This window comes from Providencia sp. PROV236 (assembly GCF_033676985.1).
Classification (GTDB): Bacteria; Pseudomonadota; Gammaproteobacteria; order Enterobacterales; family Enterobacteriaceae; genus Providencia; species Providencia manganoxydans.
Window position 1 is genome coordinate 3,168,369 of the sequence record NZ_CP096297.1, and the last position, 21,326, is coordinate 3,189,694.

22 protein-coding genes and 2 pseudogenes are annotated in these 21,326 nt (G+C 39.3%); 21 read left to right on the forward strand and 3 right to left on the reverse strand.

Annotated features, from left to right (window positions below; translation table 11 throughout):
- The first annotated feature begins 24 nt into the window (after nucleotides 1–24).
- The 18 genes and pseudogenes from M1E96_RS14580 to fur all read left to right on the forward strand — a co-directional run bounded on the left by M1E96_RS14580 (nucleotide 25) and on the right by fur (nucleotide 10,418).
- The gene (locus tag M1E96_RS14580) at nucleotides 25–969 is read left to right on the forward strand and encodes a hypothetical protein (RefSeq protein WP_369427183.1); all 945 of its coding nucleotides are present in this window, start codon (nucleotides 25–27) and stop codon (nucleotides 967–969) included.
- A gap of 64 nt (nucleotides 970–1,033) precedes the next feature.
- A complete protein-coding gene (locus tag M1E96_RS14585; RefSeq protein WP_369427184.1) occupies nucleotides 1,034–1,231 on the forward strand; it encodes a hypothetical protein in 198 nt (65 codons plus the stop codon).
- Nucleotides 1,232–1,297: 66 nt separating this feature from the next.
- Nucleotides 1,298–1,507, forward strand: a complete 210-nt coding sequence (locus M1E96_RS14590) for a hypothetical protein (protein ID WP_369427185.1) — start codon at nucleotides 1,298–1,300, stop codon at nucleotides 1,505–1,507.
- Nucleotides 1,504–1,710 carry a hypothetical protein gene (locus M1E96_RS14595; RefSeq protein WP_369427186.1) on the forward strand — a complete coding sequence of 69 codons (207 nt, stop codon included), beginning with the start codon at nucleotides 1,504–1,506 and terminating at the stop codon, nucleotides 1,708–1,710. The genes M1E96_RS14590 and M1E96_RS14595 overlap by 4 nt, the downstream gene beginning before the upstream one ends.
- Nucleotides 1,707–2,633 carry a RecT family recombinase gene (locus M1E96_RS14600; RefSeq protein WP_349480936.1) on the forward strand — a complete coding sequence of 309 codons (927 nt, stop codon included), beginning with the start codon at nucleotides 1,707–1,709 and terminating at the stop codon, nucleotides 2,631–2,633. The genes M1E96_RS14595 and M1E96_RS14600 overlap by 4 nt, the downstream gene beginning before the upstream one ends.
- Nucleotides 2,633–3,325, forward strand: coding sequence for a lambda exonuclease family protein (locus M1E96_RS14605; RefSeq protein ID WP_369427528.1), 693 nt, complete (start codon nucleotides 2,633–2,635; stop codon nucleotides 3,323–3,325). Before M1E96_RS14600 ends, M1E96_RS14605 begins: the two co-directional genes overlap by 1 nt.
- Nucleotides 3,319–3,774 carry a single-stranded DNA-binding protein gene (ssb, locus tag M1E96_RS14610; RefSeq protein ID WP_369427187.1) on the forward strand — a complete coding sequence of 152 codons (456 nt, stop codon included), beginning with the start codon at nucleotides 3,319–3,321 and terminating at the stop codon, nucleotides 3,772–3,774. The genes M1E96_RS14605 and ssb overlap by 7 nt, the downstream gene beginning before the upstream one ends.
- 312 nt (nucleotides 3,775–4,086) lie before the next feature.
- The gene (locus tag M1E96_RS14615; RefSeq protein ID WP_369427188.1) at nucleotides 4,087–4,407 is read left to right on the forward strand and encodes a hypothetical protein; all 321 of its coding nucleotides are present in this window, start codon (nucleotides 4,087–4,089) and stop codon (nucleotides 4,405–4,407) included.
- Nucleotides 4,407–4,694 carry a cyclic-phosphate processing receiver domain-containing protein gene (locus M1E96_RS14620; RefSeq protein ID WP_272689643.1) on the forward strand — a complete coding sequence of 96 codons (288 nt, stop codon included), beginning with the start codon at nucleotides 4,407–4,409 and terminating at the stop codon, nucleotides 4,692–4,694. Before M1E96_RS14615 ends, M1E96_RS14620 begins: the two co-directional genes overlap by 1 nt.
- Nucleotides 4,694–4,987 carry a hypothetical protein gene (locus M1E96_RS14625; protein WP_369427189.1) on the forward strand — a complete coding sequence of 98 codons (294 nt, stop codon included), beginning with the start codon at nucleotides 4,694–4,696 and terminating at the stop codon, nucleotides 4,985–4,987. The genes M1E96_RS14620 and M1E96_RS14625 overlap by 1 nt, the downstream gene beginning before the upstream one ends.
- Before the next feature lie 158 nt (nucleotides 4,988–5,145).
- A complete protein-coding gene (locus M1E96_RS14630; RefSeq protein ID WP_369427190.1) occupies nucleotides 5,146–5,700 on the forward strand; it encodes a hypothetical protein in 555 nt (184 codons plus the stop codon).
- Nucleotides 5,701–5,847: 147 nt separating this feature from the next.
- Entirely contained in the window at nucleotides 5,848–6,201 is a 354-nt protein-coding gene (locus M1E96_RS14635; RefSeq protein ID WP_369427191.1) for a phage protein NinX family protein, read from the forward strand.
- Between the two features lie 39 nt (nucleotides 6,202–6,240).
- The gene (locus M1E96_RS14640; protein WP_369427192.1) at nucleotides 6,241–6,825 is read left to right on the forward strand and encodes an HNH endonuclease; all 585 of its coding nucleotides are present in this window, start codon (nucleotides 6,241–6,243) and stop codon (nucleotides 6,823–6,825) included.
- A 527-nt stretch (nucleotides 6,826–7,352) separates the two neighbouring features.
- Nucleotides 7,353–8,399 (forward strand): site-specific integrase, encoded by a 1,047-nt coding sequence (locus tag M1E96_RS14645; RefSeq protein WP_163860917.1) that lies wholly within the window; start codon nucleotides 7,353–7,355, stop codon nucleotides 8,397–8,399.
- 39 nt (nucleotides 8,400–8,438) lie between these two features.
- Nucleotides 8,439–8,663: pseudogene (locus M1E96_RS14650) on the forward strand (type I secretion system permease/ATPase); the annotation flags it as partial.
- A gap of 170 nt (nucleotides 8,664–8,833) precedes the next feature.
- On the forward strand, nucleotides 8,834–9,127 hold the full coding sequence (ybfE, locus tag M1E96_RS14655; protein ID WP_140180859.1) for a LexA regulated protein: 294 nt from the start codon (nucleotides 8,834–8,836) through the stop codon (nucleotides 9,125–9,127).
- A 141-nt stretch (nucleotides 9,128–9,268) separates the two neighbouring features.
- Entirely contained in the window at nucleotides 9,269–9,796 is a 528-nt protein-coding gene (gene fldA / locus M1E96_RS14660; protein WP_070924901.1) for a flavodoxin FldA, read from the forward strand.
- A gap of 172 nt (nucleotides 9,797–9,968) precedes the next feature.
- Nucleotides 9,969–10,418, forward strand: a complete 450-nt coding sequence (gene fur, locus M1E96_RS14665) for a ferric iron uptake transcriptional regulator (protein WP_070924902.1) — start codon at nucleotides 9,969–9,971, stop codon at nucleotides 10,416–10,418.
- Between the two features lie 456 nt (nucleotides 10,419–10,874).
- Here fur and M1E96_RS14670 read toward each other — a convergent pair whose 3' ends face one another.
- Nucleotides 10,875–13,553 (reverse strand): beta-N-acetylhexosaminidase, encoded by a 2,679-nt coding sequence (locus M1E96_RS14670; protein WP_272581005.1) that lies wholly within the window; start codon nucleotides 13,551–13,553, stop codon nucleotides 10,875–10,877.
- A 74-nt stretch (nucleotides 13,554–13,627) separates the two neighbouring features.
- Nucleotides 13,628–14,953, reverse strand: a pseudogene (locus tag M1E96_RS14675) (OprD family outer membrane porin); the annotation flags it as partial.
- Between the two features lie 651 nt (nucleotides 14,954–15,604).
- On the opposite strand from M1E96_RS14675, the gene M1E96_RS14680 reads away from it, so the two are divergent.
- On the forward strand, nucleotides 15,605–17,026 hold the full coding sequence (locus M1E96_RS14680) for an MFS transporter (protein ID WP_349485652.1): 1,422 nt from the start codon (nucleotides 15,605–15,607) through the stop codon (nucleotides 17,024–17,026).
- Nucleotides 17,027–17,082: 56 nt separating this feature from the next.
- Here the strand turns inward: M1E96_RS14680 and ansB are convergent, their stop codons facing one another.
- Nucleotides 17,083–18,132 carry an L-asparaginase 2 gene (ansB, locus tag M1E96_RS14685; protein ID WP_369113975.1) on the reverse strand — a complete coding sequence of 350 codons (1,050 nt, stop codon included), beginning with the start codon at nucleotides 18,130–18,132 and terminating at the stop codon, nucleotides 17,083–17,085.
- Nucleotides 18,133–18,312: 180 nt separating this feature from the next.
- On the opposite strand from ansB, the gene ycaO reads away from it, so the two are divergent.
- Both ycaO and focA read left to right on the forward strand, forming a co-directional pair.
- Nucleotides 18,313–20,067 (forward strand): 30S ribosomal protein S12 methylthiotransferase accessory factor YcaO, encoded by a 1,755-nt coding sequence (ycaO, locus tag M1E96_RS14690; protein WP_272581007.1) that lies wholly within the window; start codon nucleotides 18,313–18,315, stop codon nucleotides 20,065–20,067.
- Between the two features lie 344 nt (nucleotides 20,068–20,411).
- The gene (gene focA / locus M1E96_RS14695) at nucleotides 20,412–21,269 is read left to right on the forward strand and encodes a formate transporter FocA (protein WP_070924906.1); all 858 of its coding nucleotides are present in this window, start codon (nucleotides 20,412–20,414) and stop codon (nucleotides 21,267–21,269) included.
- The last annotated feature ends 57 nt before the right edge of the window (nucleotides 21,270–21,326 follow it).

Sequence of the window (21,326 nt, forward strand, 5' to 3'; positions counted from 1 at the left end):
ATACGCACATAAGGAACATAGGAAATGGCAAATGAATTAGTCGTAATTGAACAAGCTACAGCACTAGATTTGTTTACGGCACCAGAAAAAGTAAATCAGATGCTAGAGCATATTAAATCTCTTGCAGAAGAAGAGCGTAAAGAACTCGACAGTGATTTCTCAGTAGCTAAAAACCGAAAGGCTTTTGCATCTCTGGCGTACAAAGTTGCTCAAACAAAAACGTATATCGACAAGGAAGGTAAAGCAGTTGTCGATAAGTTAAAAGAGCTACCCAAAAAAGTTGATGCTAGCCGTAAGATATTTCGTGACGAGCTAGATGCATTAAGCACAGATATTCGTAAGCCACTAACAGAGTGGGAAGCACAAGAAAAAGCTCGTGAAGAAGCTGAGGCGCTCAAGAAGCAAATCGAGCTTGACCACGAAGAAGCGCTGCAAATGAACGAGTTGTTTGATTTACGCAAAGCCGAAGAGGAACGCCAGCGCATTGCTCGTGAAGAAGAAATGAAGCGTCAAGCTGCGGAACAGGCAAGACTTGAAGCTGAGCGCAAAGCACAGCAAGAAATTGAAGCGGCAGCACGGCGTGAGCGTGAAGCAAAAGAAGCCGCTGAACGTGCAGAGCGTGAAAAGCAGGAAGCAATTCAACGTGCAGAGCAAGCAGCAAAAGAAGCTAAGGAAAAGGCAGAGCGTGATGCTAAAGAAGCTCAGGAACGAGCTGAACGTGAGAAGCAATTAGCTATCGAAGCTGAGCGCAAGAAATCTCATGAAGCTGAACAAGCGAGATTAGCAGAAGAAGAGCGTAAGCGTCAGGAAGATGCTAAACGTCAGGCTGATATTGAGCACCAACGTACATTCAATCGCGAAGCTGTGAGCGACTTAGTAGAAAACGGTTTTTTTAATGAAGAGATGGCAATTGAATTTATTAAGCTAGTGAAGAAAAACAAGATTCGTCATATCACCATTAACTACTAATACCACCGCACCAACACCAGAACCTAAATAACAATCGCTATCAATCGATAAGTGAGGATTAATCATGCGTACAAATCAGAAATATAACCGTGCAATGCGAGATGGATTCATGGTTAAGCCAAACAAACCGCAAGCGATTAGAAGTAGCGAGTTGCTTCTAAAAAATCGCCAGCAATCAATCAAAACAAAGCCTAGCACGGGACTTTGTGTAGCAGTAATCGCAATATTTACCCTTCTACTTCTCCCTGCTTTTGTGAGGTGACTTATGAATAAGTGCATACAGTTTTTAATATCTAATTTTGGATGCGACCACACATCGGCAGGATCAATGATTACTTGTGTCAATGGAAATGACATAAAACGGATTGACGGTGATTACGGAACAATCATCAGCAAACTACAGTTCACGGAAAAAGAACGGTACGAAAACATTAAGGACAATGACCAGCTCGCTAGTTTTATGGACGAAGCAATCGCGGCTGGTGATGGACGATGGATCGTTGATTACATCAAAGCTAATAGCAAGGAGGCGGCATGAGAATTTCAGAGTATGAATATTACGATGCCAGAGCTAATCAGGAACATTTAGCAAATCAGGATGATGAGTTAACTAATGAAATTGCTCAGCGGTTTTATGATGCCCTTCCCTCATCAGTCATACAGAAAATGACAACTCAAGAATCAGATGAAGCATGGAATGCTTTTTTTGAGACTGCAAAAAGCGAAAGGAGGCTATTGTGAGCACAGCAGTTCAAAAGGTATATGAAATTATTAACCCGCTCAAAACGGAATTTGAGCAGGTATGCAGTGAGCCTAGCATAGCATTTAAGAGGGAGTCTGAATTTGCTATGCAGATATTTGCTAATAATGATTTTCTGGCGAATGTCGCAGTGAATAACGTTGTTTCAGTTCGAAGTGCTGTAATGAACATTGCGGCTATTGGTATTAGCTTAAACCCAGCGCAAAAACTAGCTTACTTAGTGCCTCGTGATAAGAAAGTATGCCTAGATATTAGCTACATGGGATTAATGCATATAGCCCAGCAGTCAGGGGCTATTAAGTGGTGTCAATCAAGCATTGTACGCCAGAATGATAACTTCCAACTCACCTCAATAGATACCGCACCTCGCCATGAATACAACGCCTTTGCCACACAAGAGCAAAGAGGCGAAATAGTCGGAGCTTACACGGTAGTTAAAACAGAAGACGGCGACTACTTAACTCACACAATGGCTATAGCAGATATCTATGCTATTCGCGATAGGTCATCAGCTTGGAAAGCTTGGATATCCAAAAAGGCAAAATGCCCTTGGGTTACAGATGAAGAGCAAATGATTCTGAAAACTGTTGTTAAACAAGCCGCTAAATACTGGCCTCGCAGGGAGCGACTAGACCAAGCAATTGACTACGTTAACACCGAAGCTTGTGAAGGTATCGACTTTAAAAGCGAACAGTCGCAGCCCCGTGATGTTACTCCTGCAAGCGAACAACAAATGGAAAATATCACAGACCTAATGATTAAGGTTGATGGTGAATGGAGCGATACATTTATGGAATTCATAAGCAAGAAATTCAATCGCCAGATTACCCACCCTGAACAAATAACTGTGTTTGAAGCGAACGTAATCATCGACATGCTAAGGAAAAAGGCAGAAGGAAAATGATTAGCAATGACATCATTCTAAGCAAAACAGGCATCGATTTAACCAAAGTAGATCAAGGAAGCGAAGAGTGGTTGTCAATCAGGTTAGGTGTTGTGACTGCCTCTGAGGCATGGAAAGTCATATCCAAACCAAGGTCTGGCACTAAATGGTCAGACACAAAGAAAACATATTTAAACACCCTAATTGGTGAAGTTTGCACGGGAGTTTACAAGGAAGTATCAGCAAGGACGCTGGAATGGGGTAAAAACTACGAATTAGAAGCAAGGATGACATTCGAGTTTTACACCGGATTAACGGCAAAGGAAGTGCCAATAATATTCAAAGACGAGCAACTACGGATAGCTTGCTCACCAGACGGCATTTGCAGTGATGGCTCAGGATTAGAGCTTAAATGCCCGAATAACACGGACGTATTTATCGACTTAGCATTGAACGGAATCGATGCAATGAAAAAGGAATATGTGGCTCAAGTTCAATATTCCATGTGGGTTACAGGTAAGGATATCTGGCACTTTGCAAATTTTGACCCACGAATGCCAGCAGGAAAAGAAATTGCATATTTCCCTGTGGAGCGTGACGAAAAAATGATGAAAGAATTCGACGAATTAGTGCCCGAGTTCATTGAAGTAATGGATCAGGGTTTAAATAAATTAGGCATTCAATTTGGCAATCAGTGGGGTAAGCCATGCTAAACGAAGTAAATATTATTGGTCATCTTGGTAATGATCCTGAAATTAGATATCAACCTAGCGGTGACGCCATAGCAACTATGTCTATCGGATGCTCTGAGCGTTGGAGAGATAAAAAAACGGGCGAGCAAAAAGAAAAAACTGAATGGATACGTGTTGTTGTGTTCGGAAAACTAGCCGAGAACGTTGGTGAGTATCTTAAAAAAGGTTCGCTAGTTTTTGTAAAAGGAAAATTCAGAACTAGAAAATGGCAAGACCAGTCAGGACAAGATAGATATTCGACTGAGGTCACTGTAGGCATGGATGGAATCGTGAAGTTTCTAGACAAGAAACCACAGTCACAATCCACACAGCAACAAGGTGGATGGGGACAGCCGCAACAACCAAAACAATCACCACAAGCGCAGCCACCTGAGCCACCGATGGATTGGGATGACTCTATTCCATTCTGACCCTTCCCTATGTGATTTAACCAAAGGATATATTTGCAAGGATGCAATGAATAAAAAAGCCGCCCAGAGAGATAGCGGCAAGGGGACGTGTAGGAATGAAACTTATAATTTATCTGTGTATGCAGTTTAAGAATAGTTAACGAGGAAGGATTTGGCAAGATATTTAGATAAAAAAAGCCGACACAGGGAGCATCGGCGAAAGTTGCACAGCTTGTTATTAACCTTTCGGGCTTAATTGTAGGTGATAATTAAATATTTGCCATGAAAAGTTTTAATCCTAGCGATTAAATAGACGCAATAAGAGGGATGAATATGAATGATTTTACGTACCAAGGACAAATTATGAAATTTGTTGTACCAGAGCCAGACCCGAAAGATGTTTGTAACTTATGTGATAAAGAGGTTGGCAAAGATAATTTAATTACGGGTAAGAATGCAAATATTTGCTTTGACTGCTCAGATTTAGCGAAAGAAATGGCAGATGAAAAGCGTGAGCATATAGCTAAAAGGGAAATAGAACGTATAGCTGATATTATTTCTATTGGTGAAGAAGGTTTAATTGATGTTGTTAGGGATTATGCTTATATATACGCAGAACGCTTATATAAAGCTGGATATAGAAAGGTGGAGTGATGAAAGTCTATCTCGACGACGAGCGCATAACGCCAGATGGATTTGTGCGTGTTTACTGGCCTGATGAAGCAATTAAATTACTGGAAACTGGCGAGGTTGAGCTAATTAGCCTAGACCATGATTTAGGTGATGATGAACGCGGCACGGGCTACGACGTTTTATTATGGATAGAAGAACAAGTTTATTTAAATGGATTTAAAGCGCCTGAAATTATTGTTCATTCTTCTAATTCATCAGCACGTCATAAAATGGAATTAGCAATTGCAAATATTAAAAAGGTGGAGTGATGGATAAATCAAGGCAGCAATTTGAAGAGTGGCGCAGTAAGAATAAATCATCAACGATAAATCTATTCGATGTATGGCAAGCATCACGCGAGAGTTTAATTAATAATTTACCAGAAAGTATTAATTGCCCTACCGCACCAGAATTAATATGGCTACAAGTTGACCCCGAACCAGAGGTAATAAATAAACCTGAATTTCCAGTTAATTTACGTAGTGATGATGTGACTTGGTGTGTAGATAGAATTCATCCAACTGACACGTTATATATTCGTGCTGATTTAATTCAAAAGTAAATAACCATACAAATAATCGGATATGTATTACTCATGCTAATACAGGGTTCTGCTGTGCCTGTGTCTGAGCAAATATACACACAGCAAGAATGCGAGAGTCGTGCGTGGCAGATAATGCAGGTGCGGGATGTTGAGATTAAGTGCGGAGAAGTATTCAGATGAGCGAAATTAAATCATTGGCAGATGGTGATAATTTAAATAACGAAACATGGAATAACTTTATTGAGCGACTTAAATATCACAATCAAGGTGAAGGAGTTAATTATCACTACACTGCAAGCCCAATATTCACAGTTAGAGAGAAAGTCATAGTAACTGGTAGCGACGATGACGAAGTTGGGATTTATTGCGAAGATAATTATTACGATGATATAGACGAAGCATTTAATGACCTTGAAGAAGATATGGCATGTAAGGTTCTTGAATATGTCGATGAATTTGAAGTGTACGAATGGGATGAATTAGACGACCACAGTAAAGCCGATGCGATTAATAATGTCATATCTGATTCATATATTTACTACTGGAAATGGGATTACAGAACAGTAAATTCACATCTAACAAAAGAAGCCGCAGAACGATTTATCAAGCGTAAGCAACACGACTACGGAAAATTATCAATATATGTCGAGTCTGCTTATTGGTGTTGGGAATTGCGAACAATAATTGACGCAATGATGGATGGTAAAATTAAATACGTTGGTGATGAATAATGAAATTTAAAGTCGGCGATAAGGTCTCCCATGTATATTTTGGCAATGGTCGCGTTTCTGACTCTAACCATGAACATAAAAGGCTTTGCATAATATTTGATGGGGGATTAGTTGTTGTGTGCAGCATTTATAATTTGGAGTTAATCAATGAATAAATACACCGAACTATCTGACTTCGAGATTAATTTAAAAGTAGCTCACATTGTGCTGGGTAAGAATAACTATGATTGGTGTCCAGATAAAAAAGAAGTTTACCTTGCAGGTATTGATGGTGGTGATTTCTTACCGCATGGATATTTCGACCCCTGCAACAACCCATCCGATGCAATGCTGATTATTATTGAGAATGGTATTGCAATTCGCCCATACAAAACAGCAACTCCTGTTGCATTTAATGCCGAAATTGGCGAGTTCTACGGCCACACTATATACAATGAAAATGTATTGCGCGCTGCTATGGAATTATTTCTATTAATGAAGGATGAGGAGAATGAAGGCTGATTACGGAGGTAGCCATACACCAAAGGAATTGCGTGATAGATGGCAAACAAAGAGGTAAATAAAATGCCAAAAGCCAGATATATAGATATAGAGGAAATGAAAAAACTATTCACATACAATCCAGATACAGGAGATTTAATTTGGAATTATCGAGATGTTTCTGAGTTCAAGAATGAGCATGCAGCCAAATCATTTAATAATAAAAAAGCCGGAAAAGTTGTTGGTAATATCAGGATAAATAAGAATGGAAAAAAATATAGGTCAATAAAAACCAACACCCAAACTCATCTAGCACATAGAGTTTGTTGGGCTATCTATCACAATGTGCAACCTGAAATGATTGACCATATTAATGGAGATGGAACCGATAATAAAATATCTAATTTAAGAAGTGTTAGCGTTACTGAAAATAATAGAAATGCCAGAAGGCATAAAACTAATACATCTGGATATTCTGGTGTATCGAAGTATAACGAGTGTAAATGGCAAGCTAGTATATGGATAGGAAATAAGCAGGTTAATTTGGGGTGCTATGATACAAAAGCGGAAGCAGTAGCCGCTAGAAAGTCTGCTGAAAAAGTTTGCGGGTATCATGAAAATCACGGTTCAAATAGACCGCTTTAATATCAAACCACGAAAGATAATTAGCACTGTCGATAGAGATGAATTGATAAACATCGGCAATCAAATATTAAATGAATGGAAAATAGCATAGGTGGATTATGACACCACAGGAGCATGAAAACGGATTGCGAGCAGTGGCAAGGAAATGCCGCAAAGAACTGAAGAAATACGACAAAATAACAAACGAGATATCAACCAAAACTCTACTCAAGCACCTTCCCGAATTCACTAAATATTTACCATCCGATAAGAAACTAAAGTACACACCTAACATGTGGCTCAATCACTATGTTATGACGATAGATAAGGAGATTAATAGTGGATGACCAATATTACACAGTAGAAGAATATTCGAAGCTATTGAACCTATCAAAAAGTACTATATACAGAAAGCCATCAAAATATTACATGTTTAAAGTTGGCGGATCATGGCGCGCAAACAAGGAAAGCCTGAAAAAGTTTGAACAGGCGCAGTTTAACGACAATAATGTCTATCGGCTGGCTGTAGTCGGTAGCGGGAGGAAAACATGCCGATCTACAAAAGAGGTAAGAAATACTGGGTTGACGTTACAGCACCAAGCGGAGAAAGAATTAGAAAACCTGCTGGCACGGAGGATAAAGTCAAAGCCCAAGAGTATCATGACAAGTTAAAACATGACCTATGGCAAATGGAAAAGCTGGACAGGATGCCGGATAGGTCGTTTGAGGAAATGATGTTACTGGCTTTAAAAGATGCCGAAGGACAAGCGTCATTTCCTACAAAACTTGCCTACGCTGAATATTTCCAACGTGTATTTAAAGGAAGGAAAATATCTACAATAACCAGTGATGAAATAGCCAACTCTTTGCCCGTTTACAATCCAAAAACAAAGAGAAAGCTATCCAATGCAACACAGAATAGATATCGTTCTTTTATTATGCGTGCTTTTTCACTTGCTCACAAGATGGGATGGTTGCTTAAATCGTCCTACATACCAAGGATGAAAGAACCTACTGTCAGGGTTCGATGGTTAGAAAAGTGGGAAGCTGAGCTTCTCCTATCTAACATCAAAATTAAGTGGATGAGGGATTTTGTTTCTATTGCTATTTTAACAGGCATGAGAAAAAGCGAAATATTATCGCTTAAGTGGAAGAGCGTAGATCTAATTAGAAGAGTTGCTCATGTAACTGCTGATAATGCAAAGTCAGGACGAGCTAGACCTGTTCCGCTAAATGATGTGGCCATTGAAATTCTAAATGGAATAGAAAAGGATGGTGATTACGTGTTTTCCAATAATGGGAAGCGAAGGAGTTGTCATTATCGAGAGTGTTATGATCAGGCATTGATTGATTCCGGCATAACTGATTTCACTTTTCACGACCTCAGACACACATGGGCAAGTTGGCACGCACAAAGTGGAACTCCACTCATGGTGTTAAAAGAAATGGGAGGATGGGAAACATTAGAAATGGTTCAGAAATACGCTCACTTTAGCGGTCAACATTTAACCAAATATAGTGAGCATGTCACAATTTCGACACAGCCGAAGAATGAAGCCAGTCAAAAGCCACACTTAACACTTTTAACTGGCTGACATATAAGGATTAATTTCAAACATCCAGAATTCAAAATCACTTCAACTTTAGATTATGAATCTGAGGCAGCCATTATGGCTAATATGCATTTGATCACTAAAGGAAGAACCGTTATTAGTATCGCTCACCGTTTAAATACCATTATGCATGCTGACAAAATTTGTGTGATCCGTGAAGGTGCAGTTGCTGAAGTAGGTACTCATCAAGATTTACTGCAACAAAATGGAATTTACGCCAGTCTATGGCATCAGCAAACTCGCTAGTGAATCAGAAAAAAGCACTAATTAAATATTATTTGGTGCTTTTTCCAACAAACAGTTCTTTTTTTTACTATCAAAGACTTTCACTGAATATGCGCTCTGGCACAAGGACGACAGCTAAGGTATGATTGCGCGCTGGATTATTGGTACACGCCCATTAGTGTTAAAGAAATATGGCAAAAGAACAAACTGATCGCACCACACTTGATTTGTTCGCTGAGGAACGCAGGCCTGGGCGACCTAAAACAAGTCCGCTTTCGCGGGATGAACAATTAAGAATTAATAAACGTAATCAACTTAAAAGAGATAAAGTCAACGGGTTACGCCGCGTTGAACTAAAGCTCAATGAAGATGCTGTCGCCATATTGAATCAGCTGGCTGATGAAAAAAATATGAGCCGTAGCGAGCTAATAGAAGAAATGCTAATGTCACAGCTCGCGCAGGTTTACGAGCCTTCAAACAGATAGTTTCGTCTTAGTAAACCACACAAATTCGACAGATTTATTCAGGGTTTTTCGCCAAAATAAGGCCAAAGTTTTATTTATTCAAATTTAGCCCTATCTGGCTCTTTTCAAACCAGATTGGAAAAACAAGAGGTTATTCACTTTATGGCAGTCATAGGCATTTTCTTCGGTAGTGACACTGGTAATACAGAAAATATTGCCAAAATGATCCAAAAGAGATTAGGCAACGATAACGCTGAAGTTCATGATATCGCTAAATGCAGTAAAGAAGATATTGAAGCGTTTGATATTTTACTTCTTGGCATCCCAACTTGGTATTATGGTGAGGCCCAGTGTGATTGGGATGATTTTTTCCCAACTCTCGAAGAAATTGATTTTGAAGGCAAACTTGTTGCTTTATTTGGTTGTGGTGATCAAGAAGACTATGCAGAGTACTTCTGTGATGCGATGGGAACTATCCGTGATATTATTGAACCGCGTGGTGCAGTAATTGTCGGGGCTTGGCCTACTGAAGGCTATCATTTCGAAGCCTCTAAAGGCATGTATGATGACAACCATTTTATTGGATTAGCCATCGATGAAGATCGCCAGCCTGAGCTAACCGAAGAGCGTGTTGATGCATGGGTACAACAAATTTCAACAGAGATGTCTCTATCTGAGATCCTCGGCTAACGAACAAATCAGCGTAGGATTGCTGATATTATTATAATAATGAGACAATGCATGGTTTCTATTTTTTGTTTCCATGCCTATAATTGTAAATCAGTTTCGAAGACAACTGAATATATGTTAAAAATGTCTCATTATTGTTAAATTTCTGATTTAAGATACAGGACAAACCCGCATGACAGACAACAATAAAGCATTGAAAAATGCTGGACTCAAAGTCACTCTTCCAAGATTAAAAATATTGGAAGTACTTCAGGAGCCTGAGTGCCATCACGTCAGTGCGGAAGATCTCTACAAAAAATTGATTGATATGGGTGAAGAGATCGGTCTGGCCACAGTATACCGCGTATTAAACCAATTTGACGATGCTGGCATTGTGACCCGTCACAACTTCGAAGGTGGTAAATCCGTTTTTGAACTGACTCAACAGCACCATCATGACCACTTGATTTGCTTAGATTGCGGTAAAGTAATCGAATTTTCTGATAAATCAATTGAAGAACGCCAAACGAATATTGCTGCTCGTCATGGTATTAAGCTATCTAACCACAGCTTATATCTTTATGGCCACTGCGCTGATGGCGATTGCCGTGAAAATGCAAATGCACACGAAGCAAAAGAGTGATTGAGTTGTTTTTTAACGACTCATAGCTATTGTAATAAGGCACTCATACAGTCTCTTAATTACCAAATAACCTCATGTTTTACATGGGGTTTTCTTTTATCTACACACAGATATTCTCCTTGCATCATATCTTTTCTGATTAATCATCATCCTATGATCCGTTGCTATGATTGTGATATCAGCTGCCAACGAAAGTCATTTTCATACATTATGTATAACGACTCCCAAATAGACTTAGCTATGACATCGTCATAGTCATCATTTTGCGTACAGCTTCGCAGCAGAGATATATAAAAAAGCATTAGATGCAGAGCAATAACCGCCAACTATTATAAAAAATTTTTAAAGATTTAATGGAATGCACAAACTTAACTAGAGAAGAATTAATTTCTCTGCAATAGTGCAACTGCTAATTGTAATTGGTGGTATCTAACGAATACCACCAATACTGATACCTTATTTTTGCGTCACTATTTCGACACGGCTTGTTCGTGTGCCCAGTGCATTTTTCGCTCTCACCTTCACGCTGCCATTCACTTTTGGTGGATGTTGTGCTGAATACGTTTGCCAGTGATCACTCTCTCCTAATGAGTACTCAATCACTAAACCTGGATAGCTAAGATTTGCCAGTAACACGCCATTTTCAATTTTAGCGCCAGGAACAGGGATCCGGTAAGCAACACCCGCTCTATCTAATCGCGGCAGTTCCTTTACTCCGACGATTGTTGCAAAACGATCCCAGTCATTAGCTAAATTTTGCTGTGAAACATGCTGTGTTTTACCTCCAACATATTCACGGCCAGCTTGGTAATCATTCTCCCATTCCGCCTTATGCCAAGCTCTCTCTGCAAGTGGTAGGATCCTTGGGAATAGCATATATTCTACTTGGTCGTCTGTTCTAACTGCTTCACTCCATAATTGGCCAGACAAGCCATAGATCCCCGGCCAAGGCTTATCACTTTTTGCAGTAAACTGATTTCCATCTCTATCAACCGATGTTTCTGCATTCTGAGGCAAGTTATCAGGTGCAAATGAGAAAACTTTTTGTTCATCACTCGCGCGAGTCGCCCAATAATAGCCACTTTCGCTTGGATTAACTTCATATGGCATATCGAAATAAACATAATCAGGATTTGAAATAACGACCTGATAGCCTTTGTTTGCCCAGTCATTTGCCGAATCAAAACCTCCCCAATAGAGGGTATCCCAAAAATTAACTCTCACATTTTTGGTTGCAAAATCTTTAGCATTCACAGCATCTTTTAGGCCATCTTGCCATGCTTGCATGGTAGTAACCCCTTCTTGCTGTAAACCTTCACTAACTTGTTTGGCAAAATGGCTCGATAGGTGATCAAAATCACTGACATCACCATTTTTAATCAGCAGCTGACAGGCTTTCGATTTCGCCCACGGTTTATCTTCAATTTGTTTATCAATTATCCCTTTACCTAATTCAATAGCACCATTTTTGTCTTGGAATCCTGCCCCCAAGCGAATATTTTTCGCTTCATCACCACCAAAATGCCATGTCTTCAGGGGTACACCCGCCTCTTCATGCATTTGCATGACTTCACTAACAACTTTATTAACAAAGTTTTTAGATGACTCTAAACACGGATTCAAGTAACTACGCTTATCATAAAATTGTACTGACGTTGTCACTGATGTATCTGATGGATCAACTAAGCGGTATTGCTCGGCCCCTTTTTCATCTCCAGCGGCTTTCAATTTATTATAGCGAGCTTCCATTGATACCACCGCAGCGCGGGCATGTGCAGGCATATCAATTTCAGGGATCACTTCAATATGACGTGCTTTGGCGTAACGTAAAATATCAATATAGTCATCACGAGTAAAATAACCGCTCCCCATATTATTGTTTTCAGCACCTGAGCCTAACTGAGGTAATAAACATGTTTGCTCGTCAAGATCGTGACAGCGTTGACTACCAACTTCTGTGAGTTCAGGCAAATCTGGGATCTCAATCCGCCAACCTTCATCATCAGTAAGATGAAAATGGAATTTATTGAGCTTATAACGTGACATCTGGTCAATTAAACGCATGACAACTTGCTTACTATGAAAATTACGTCCTACATCCAAGAAAACACCTCGATATTCCATACGAGGCTTATCTTTAACTGTCATCGTTGCAATTGTTGGCTTCTCGGATTCACTGACTGCTGAAAGTAATGACTCCATACCATAGAATAGCCCTACACGATCATAACCAACAATCAGTGCTTTTTGGGGAGTGATCACTAATTCATAAGCACCGCTGATTTGATTATCAATAGCAAATTGATTAGGGATAATCTTACCTTCAACAAGGAAACCTTGATTATTTTGTTTAAGCTTAACTTGTTGTAAATGCTCATCAATGACTGCAAGTTCCTCTTTTGTTAAACCTTCTAAATGTAAATTTATACCTTTAGATAAATCAACGTCTCCTTGCTGTAACGTAATATCGAGTGGCGTAGGTAAAATTTGCCCTCGCATTTGCTGTTCAGATAGGGCATTTAAAGCGGTATTTTTTTGGTAACGATTTTCAGCAGTCATCAGTACATTGTTATCTGCACCTACCCTTTTCCAATTCTTGAGTTCAAATGGCGCTACAAACTGAGTAGGATCCTGAGTATCGGTACTCTTGAGGTTGCGTGGTAACGCATCACCTGAAGTTGCATACCAGCGAGGCATAAAATCTGAATAATTGACCTGCCAATATTCACCTGTTATTGGTAATACCACTTTTTCATTGGCTTTAATTCCTTTGAACTGACTTGTCGGCGTTATTTTATGTAAGTCCCCTGTAACATGAGTAATTTTAAATTGTGGATTATCTTGCTTTAATATTTGTCGAATACTGTGAAAGTAGAGCGCCCAATCATCAGACTCTATCGCATCAGAACCATTCGTCAGCGTGATATCAACACGGTTACAAGCAGCCCAGTCTGCACCTAGTGCAGCGCAATCAATACCATGCTCTCCAGCTTGGTTATCAATAACATTAATTTTTACATCCATATTCGCGAGTGCATCGACAACTTGAGTTGCTGATTGTTCAGCACTGACAATCGTTGAAAATAAAGTTGCCGAAATTAATAATGCCAAAGGACTTAAATAATTTTTTTTCATTGTGACCTCAATATTAAATTCAAATTCAAATTCAGCCACTGCCATATTATTTTTTGATAGCAGTGACCCTGCTATCAAAAAATAGTAAATGGCATCATAACCATAAACTTAATATCTTTTTCATCTTGGAATATATTACCAAACCCGCCACCATAACTTGGAATATCTGTATGGTTATCATATTTAGTAAAATGTAATTTAAATAAAGTGTCTTTAGCTCTACCCGTTTGCACGGTATATAAAATATCAAAGTTCCAAGCGCTTTCTCTTAATTTTACATCTTGGGCATATTGAGAATTAGTACTTGGTTTAGCATCCCATCCATAAATATAAGATGTTCCGATTTTCCAGCCAGCAAGATCCCAATTAGCTAAATCATACATAACACCCGCATAAACCGCTTTTTCATTATTCGCGTTATAATCTGAACGTCCATCCCACCAAATATCTAAACGCCCATTCGACGTTGCATAGCCGGGGGTCATCCGCTGTAAAAAATAACCTTGATTTCCTTTTGCTTTGGAATAAGTACCTTCTAAACGAAAATCAAATTGGTCATAGGTATACCCTAACGTCACTGCTTGTAAAAAAGCTAAACCATCGTAAACATCATTCACACCACCATCGGACACTTTGTCTTTGGCACCATAGAATTGATATGACATACGAAGATCGCGGGATGCAATAGGAAGCGCATAAGAGGCCTTAGCAAAATATTGATCCATGTAATCCTTTGCTTGGCCATAAGCACCTTCAAGAACGAATGAGTTTTTGAAATCGTATTTAAAACCAATAGACTGGAGGTAGCTAATCCCTGTTTGCCCATCAGCCTCACGGAAATTATACATGTCACGATACCAAGGTGCTTTATAGCGGTCTGTCCACATATATGACATGCTCAGTGCACCATTTTGTTCGAAATCAAATGCTGCACCGACCTCAAAGCCACGGTAAGTACCTGGCATATAGCTCCAATGAGATGCAAGTAGTGTTTGCCCCGTTGGTTGGATATACCCTCCTCGCCCCCAAAAGGGCCCATATTTCATTTTCGCTGCGGCTTTATAAACACTCACGCCACTGCGATCGCCAGTCCATTTTTCATCCCATCGCGTTTTCGCGTCACTAAAGCCGATCTCATTGGGAGCTGCGGGACCACTATTTGATAACTCAATGGCAGTAAACGCAGCTAAATCTAACCCAATCACATCTTGAAAATAGCCAGAAGAAAAATCGAGGCTAGCGTTTACAGTAGAATGTTTAAGGTTATCGACATACTTTTTATATTTATCACTATCGGGGGACAGTTCTTTTCTTGAACGATCACGTTGCCAATAATAAAGCCCTCCTTTAAGCGTTGAATCATCAAGGAATTGCTCAGCAAAACTGATTGATGGATAACTGATAGGAGCCAAGGCTATGGCTATTTTTAGTACGAGCAACCCCCTGCCATAATTGACACTTTTATTAACCATTCGGTATTTCCTCTAATTTTTTATATTATTATTAAATTATTATCTTAGTAGTAGCTCATTAGGTAATGATTAATGCCAAAACAAAATACGCATTCCTACTTAGCCTATTTTTCGCGACGCGAATTATCAAGGTGAAAAGTGTATTTATTCCTAAAACATGAGCTAAGACACATTAATTTTTTTGTTCATTACTAGCATTAATTGTTATTAATCATTATATAAATAGTATTAATATCCCAAATTAATGGTTAAATTTAGATAAAACACGCCATGAAATAAGCCCACACATACTTATTTCAATATAAAAAATAACATTCTTTGGATGTAATCGTTTCAGTCAAACTTGATAAGTTGCAACAAAACTGCTTTAGTGGGTAAATAGTTATTTATTTTAAAATAAGCTAAGTAAATATTTTGTCTTTCAATAAAATAGCTTTAATCTTAGTGAGTGACTCTTAACAAATCTCTTAGCACAGTTTGATATCACCATTAGTAAAAACACAGCCTCATGACGGACATAAAAAATACAACAGCGGCCGCTTGAAGGAAATAAATCAAGATTATTTATATTGAGTAGATATGGATAAACATCAGCAAGAAGGTTGGCGTAGTTTACTTACTGGCAAAAATCTTAGCTTAACACTCGCTCTATCGGGTGGTATTTGTCTTCATGCAATTAATGTCTATATTACAATTACAACACTACCATCCGTTGTTCGCGATATTGGTGGCATTGATTTCTATGCATGGAATACCACTCTATTTATCCTGTCTTCAATTATTTTATCAGCACTCACTTCTCGAATACTTAATCGGTTAGGACCTAAAAAAAGCTATGGGCTTGCCACTCTCATTTTTTTAATTGGCTCCGTGATTTGTGCTATGACACCATCTATGCCAATCATGCTACTTGGGCGAATTATCCAAGGTGCTGGTGGTGGTATTTTACTCACACTTTCTTATTCAATGGTGCACATTGTTTTTGCTCGGCACTTGTGGTCTCGCGTATTAGGGATGATGTCGAGTATGTGGGGAATGGCAACATTATTAGGCCCTGCTTTAGGAGGGATTTTTGCTGAGTATGATATTTGGCGAGGGGCTTTTTGGTGCCTAGTATTGGTTGGGATCCCTTATTTGTGGCTAACACTAAAAGTATTACCAGCCAAAAATCCGAATGAGAGTTGCCCACAACAACCCATCCCCTTACAAGCATTATTGCTTCTTTCTACTGCAGTACTGGCTATTTCCATCGGTAGTTTGAGCCAAGACAAACTTATTCCTATTGGTGGCATGTTTCTAGCAATACTCTTATGTGTAAGGCTAGCAGTTATTGAACGCCGAGGTATTAATACGTTATTTCCCAGTGGAACATTCCATTTATCGGCTCAATTAGCCCCCATTTATCTCACCATGGCATTATTAGGTTTAAGTGTACAAACCGAAGTATTCGTCCCTTATTTTCTGCAAATGTTACATGATATTGCTCCGTTGATATCTGGTTACCTAGCCGCTTTAGTGGGAGCAGGATGGTCAAGTGCTGCAATTATTTCTTCATCGCTTAAACCGACTGTCACAACTAAAGTTATTCGTTTTACACCGTTAATCACCTTGGGCAGCCTAGTCATCCTGACTCTATTTATGACAAAAACAATTTATATCGCATCCGCTCAAATTTGGGTAATTTGCTCAATGTTATTTATAACAGGGGCTAGTATTGGTGCCGCATGGCCGCATTTATTAGCTAGAGTACTACAAGTTTCTTCTGGTTCTGAGTCTCAAAAAGCCTCCTCAGCAATCACCACATTACAACTATTTTCAACTGCTTTTGGCGCTTCTTTAGCAGGAATGATAGCAAACCTTGCTGGTCTTTCTTCTCCGGGAGGCATTGAAGGCACACAGTCTGCGGCAATATGGTTATTTGTAATATTTTCATTTGTACCATTATTTGCATTCATCACGGCAAATATTGTGGCGAATCGGATCACGGAACCTCACCTTTAAAAATTTAAACTGCATAAATAAGGGATATCCCTTATTTATGCTCAAATAATTACAGATTAATATTTTTCAAATAATGCTTGGATTTGCTGAGGATTTTTAGTTTCCGTTAGCGCTAATTGTAATAAAACGCGTGCTTTTTGTGGATTTAAACGTTCTGATGCCACAAAACCGTATAAATTGTCATCAACTTCAGCATTGCGCGTTGTATACCCTGTAGGTACACGGCTTGAACGAACGACAACAATTCCCTCTTTCGCTGCATTAGCTAAAGCATCGAAAACTGTTTTATACATGTTGCCATTACCAACCCCTGCACTGACAATGCCTTCAACCCCCTCTTCTCGTAATGCTTTAATGGGTGCAGCTGATGCATTGGAATAATTATAAATAATATCGACTTTAGGCAGTTTATCTAATTTGCTCACATCAAAAGTGGCTTTGCTGGTTCGTAGTATTGCAGGTTTATAAAATGTCACTTTGCCATCATGAATAAAACCTTGTGCCCCAGCGTTAACTGCGTCAAAGGCTTGCACTTCAGTTGTACTCATTTTAACCACATCACGCCCTTGAACGACTTTGTCATTCATCACCATCAGCACGCCTCGCTCCCCCGCAGATTGATCTGTGGCCAGTACAACTGCGTTGTAAAGATTTAACGGGCCATCAGCCCCAAGTGCCGTTGATGGTCTCATCGCACCAACGAGTACAATAGGTTTCTGGCAAGATATCGTGAGATCAAGAAAAAAAGCCGTTTCCTCAAGTGTGTCAGTACCATGAGTGATCACAAAACCATCTGTTTTATCGCACTCTTGGTTAATTTTTTTTGCTAACGTTAACCAAACTTGGTCATTCATATCTTGGGAACCGATATTAACTACTTGTTCACCACTAAGGTTAGCTAGCTTTTTCATCTCTGGAACTGCATTAATCAGCGCATCGATCCCCACTTTTCCTGCTTGATAGCTCGATGATGTTGACGAATCCCCCCCACCAGCAATGGTTCCCCCTGTGGCTAACACTGTGATATTGGGTAGTGCAAATGCCGCTCCTGTGCATAGTGAAAGAGAGATAGCTGTTGCCAGTAATACTTTGTTGTTAAGTTTCATCATATAACTCCCATTTATATAAACTACAGTTATTATGTGGAATTAGAACAGTATTTCCGTGATGACGCTTATTATTTTAGATGAAATTGCTGACAATCAGATAATTTTGCGTGAGATATAATACAAAAATCCGTATCATAGTTGCTTATTCCTCCCTCAAACTAAATAAGTCATAGACCTATGAGCCAAACATTTATTCCTGGCAAAGATGCCGCCCTTGAAGTCTCCATCGATGCATTTCAAACTAAATTGAAAAAGCTAGGATTCGATATTGAAGAAGCCTCATGGCTGAACCCTGTACCCAATGTTTGGTCAGTGCATATCCGTGACAAAGAGTGTCCTCTTTGCTTTACCAACGGTAAGGGAGCTAGTAAAAAAGCGGCTTTGGCTTCAGCGCTTGGTGAATATTTTGAGCGTTTATCAACTAACTACTTCTTTGCTGATTTCTATTTAGGTAAATCGATCGCTGAAGGTGATTTCGTCCACTATCCAAATGAAAAATGGTTCCCTTTAACTGAAGATGACGCATTACCTGAAGGTATTTTGGACTCACGTTTACGTAAATTTTATGATCCAGACAATGCGTTAGCAGGTAGCCAATTAATTGATTTGCAATCAGGTAATGAAGAACGAGGCATTTGTGCACTACCTTTTACTCGTCAGTCTGATAATCAAACTGTCTATATTCCGATGAATATCATTGGCAATTTATATGTTTCTAACGGAATGTCCGCAGGTAACACGCCAAATGAAGCCCGAGTTCAAGGTCTATCTGAAGTTTTCGAACGATTTGTTAAAAATCGTATTATTGCAGAAAGTATCAGTTTACCGGCGATCCCAGCTGAAGTGATGGCACGTTACCCATCAGTTGTTGAAGCGGTCGAGACATTAGAAAATGAAGGTTTCCCAATTTTCTGCTATGACGCATCACTTGGTGGTCAATTCCCTGTCATTTGTGTGGTTTTATTTAATCCTCAGAATGGTACCTGCTTTGCTTCTTTTGGTGCTCACCCTGATTTTGGTGTTGCATTAGAGCGTACAGTCACTGAATTGCTGCAAGGCCGTGGATTAAAAGATCTGGATGTGTTCAATGCCCCAACTTTTGATGACGAAGAAGTGGCTGAACATACTAACTTAGAAACGCACTTTATCGATTCAAGTGGCCTTATCAGTTGGGATCTATTTAAAGATGATGCCGATTATGAATTTGCTGATTGGAGCTTCAAAGGCACTACCCAAGAAGAGTTTTCCACATTAATGGCTATCTTCAAGCAATTAGATGCGGAAGTTTATATTGCTGATTACAACCATCTCGGTGTGTATGCATGCCGTATATTAGTACCAGGTATGTCAGATATTTACCCTGTTGAGGATCTGCATATTGCAAACAATGCGATGGGAGCACATCTACGTGAAACTATCATCAATCTTCCTGACAGCCAATGGGAAAAACAAGATTACCTTGCTTTGATTGAGCAACTCGATGACGAAGGTCTTGATGATTTCACGCGTGTGCGTGAGTTACTCGGCCTCGCAGTCGGTAAAGATAACGGTTGGAGCAACCTACGTATTGGTGAATTGAAATCAATGCTAGCACTTGCTGGTGGTGATCTTGACCAAGCACTTGCTTGGGTTGAATGGACACAAGACTTTAATAGTTCAGTGTTTACGGCTGAACGTGCTAATTATTATCGTTGCTTACAAACATTGCTGTTATTAAGCCAAGAAGAACAGCGTGACATATCACAATACTACACTGCATTTGTGCGTATGTATGGCCAAGCGGCCGTTGATGCCGCATCAGCTGCATTGGTAGGAGAAGCCAGTTTCTATGGTTTGTGGTCAATTGATGATGAGTTAAAAGCGTTGCCAGCTCACCAAGCCCTATTGGCTGCTTATGAAAAATTACAAAAAGCAAAACGTGAAAACGCTTAGTTTTTCGTATATTTAATCTTTTTTCGATAATGGCCTGTGGGCCATTATCTTTTCATAAATTAAATTAATTAAAAGTAAACGATATTTTTTAATATTTGGATAACAATTCATCCCATTTATTTACTTTCTTTTTGAGTTCAGCTCTACAATATAAAAATTTTTTATAAATTTTAAAATTTATTTAAACCAATAAAATCAAAAAGATAATCCTATTTTTTACGTTTTATTAACAAACAATAGCGGTAACTTGCAAGAGTTCATGATCCATATCAAATTTCTCAGTTATACCGTTTGTTACTATGATTGCGTGCTATAATTAATCAACTTTGTAAGAGAGTGTTAGTATGAAAGCTGACAACCCTTTTAATCTTTTGCCTCCTGCTGTAATGGCTCAAGTAGCGGATGACTCTGGTGTCTACAAAGCCAACAAACATCCCGCAATTACTTACTTGTCAGCATTCACTGCCGGTATCTTTATATCCATTGCATTTGTTTTTTATATTACTGCGACTACCGGTGCGCAAACAGCCCCATTTGGTTTTACTAAATTAATTGGTGGCGTGTGCTTCTCTCTTGGATTAATGCTTGTCGTCGTTTGTGGTGCAGATTTATTTACTTCCACGGTACTGACGATAGTCTCAAAAGCAACAGGCAGGATCACTTGGGGACAGATGTTCCTAAACTGGTTCAATGTTTATATTGGTAACTTGATTGGCGCACTGTTTTTTGTTGCCCTGATTTGGTTTGCCGGCCAATATACCGCAGCAAATGGGCAATGGGGTCTAAATGTACTGCAAACCGCAGACCACAAATTACACCATACCTTTATTGAAGGCGTTTGCTTGGGTATTTTAGCTAACTTAATGGTTTGTTTAGCTGTTTGGATGAGTTATTCAGGTCGTAGCCTTGCCGATAAACTATTGGTACTCGTGCTCCCTGTCGCCATGTTCGTTGCTAGCGGTTTTGAGCATAGCATCGCTAACATGTTTATGATCCCGTTAGGTATTATGATCAAAGAATTTGCACCTATCGAGTATTGGGCTCAAATTGGCGTCTCTCCAGAGCAATTTTCTCAACTGACCGTTAGCAATTTTATTACAGACAACCTGATCCCCGTCACTATCGGTAATATCATTGGCGGAGCACTGTTAGTTGGTCTGATTTATTGGTTCATGCATTTACGTAGTGGTCAAAAACATTAATAGCCACTAATACACACGAAAAGATTTATTAAGATCCTTAAAAGATCCATTGTTAAA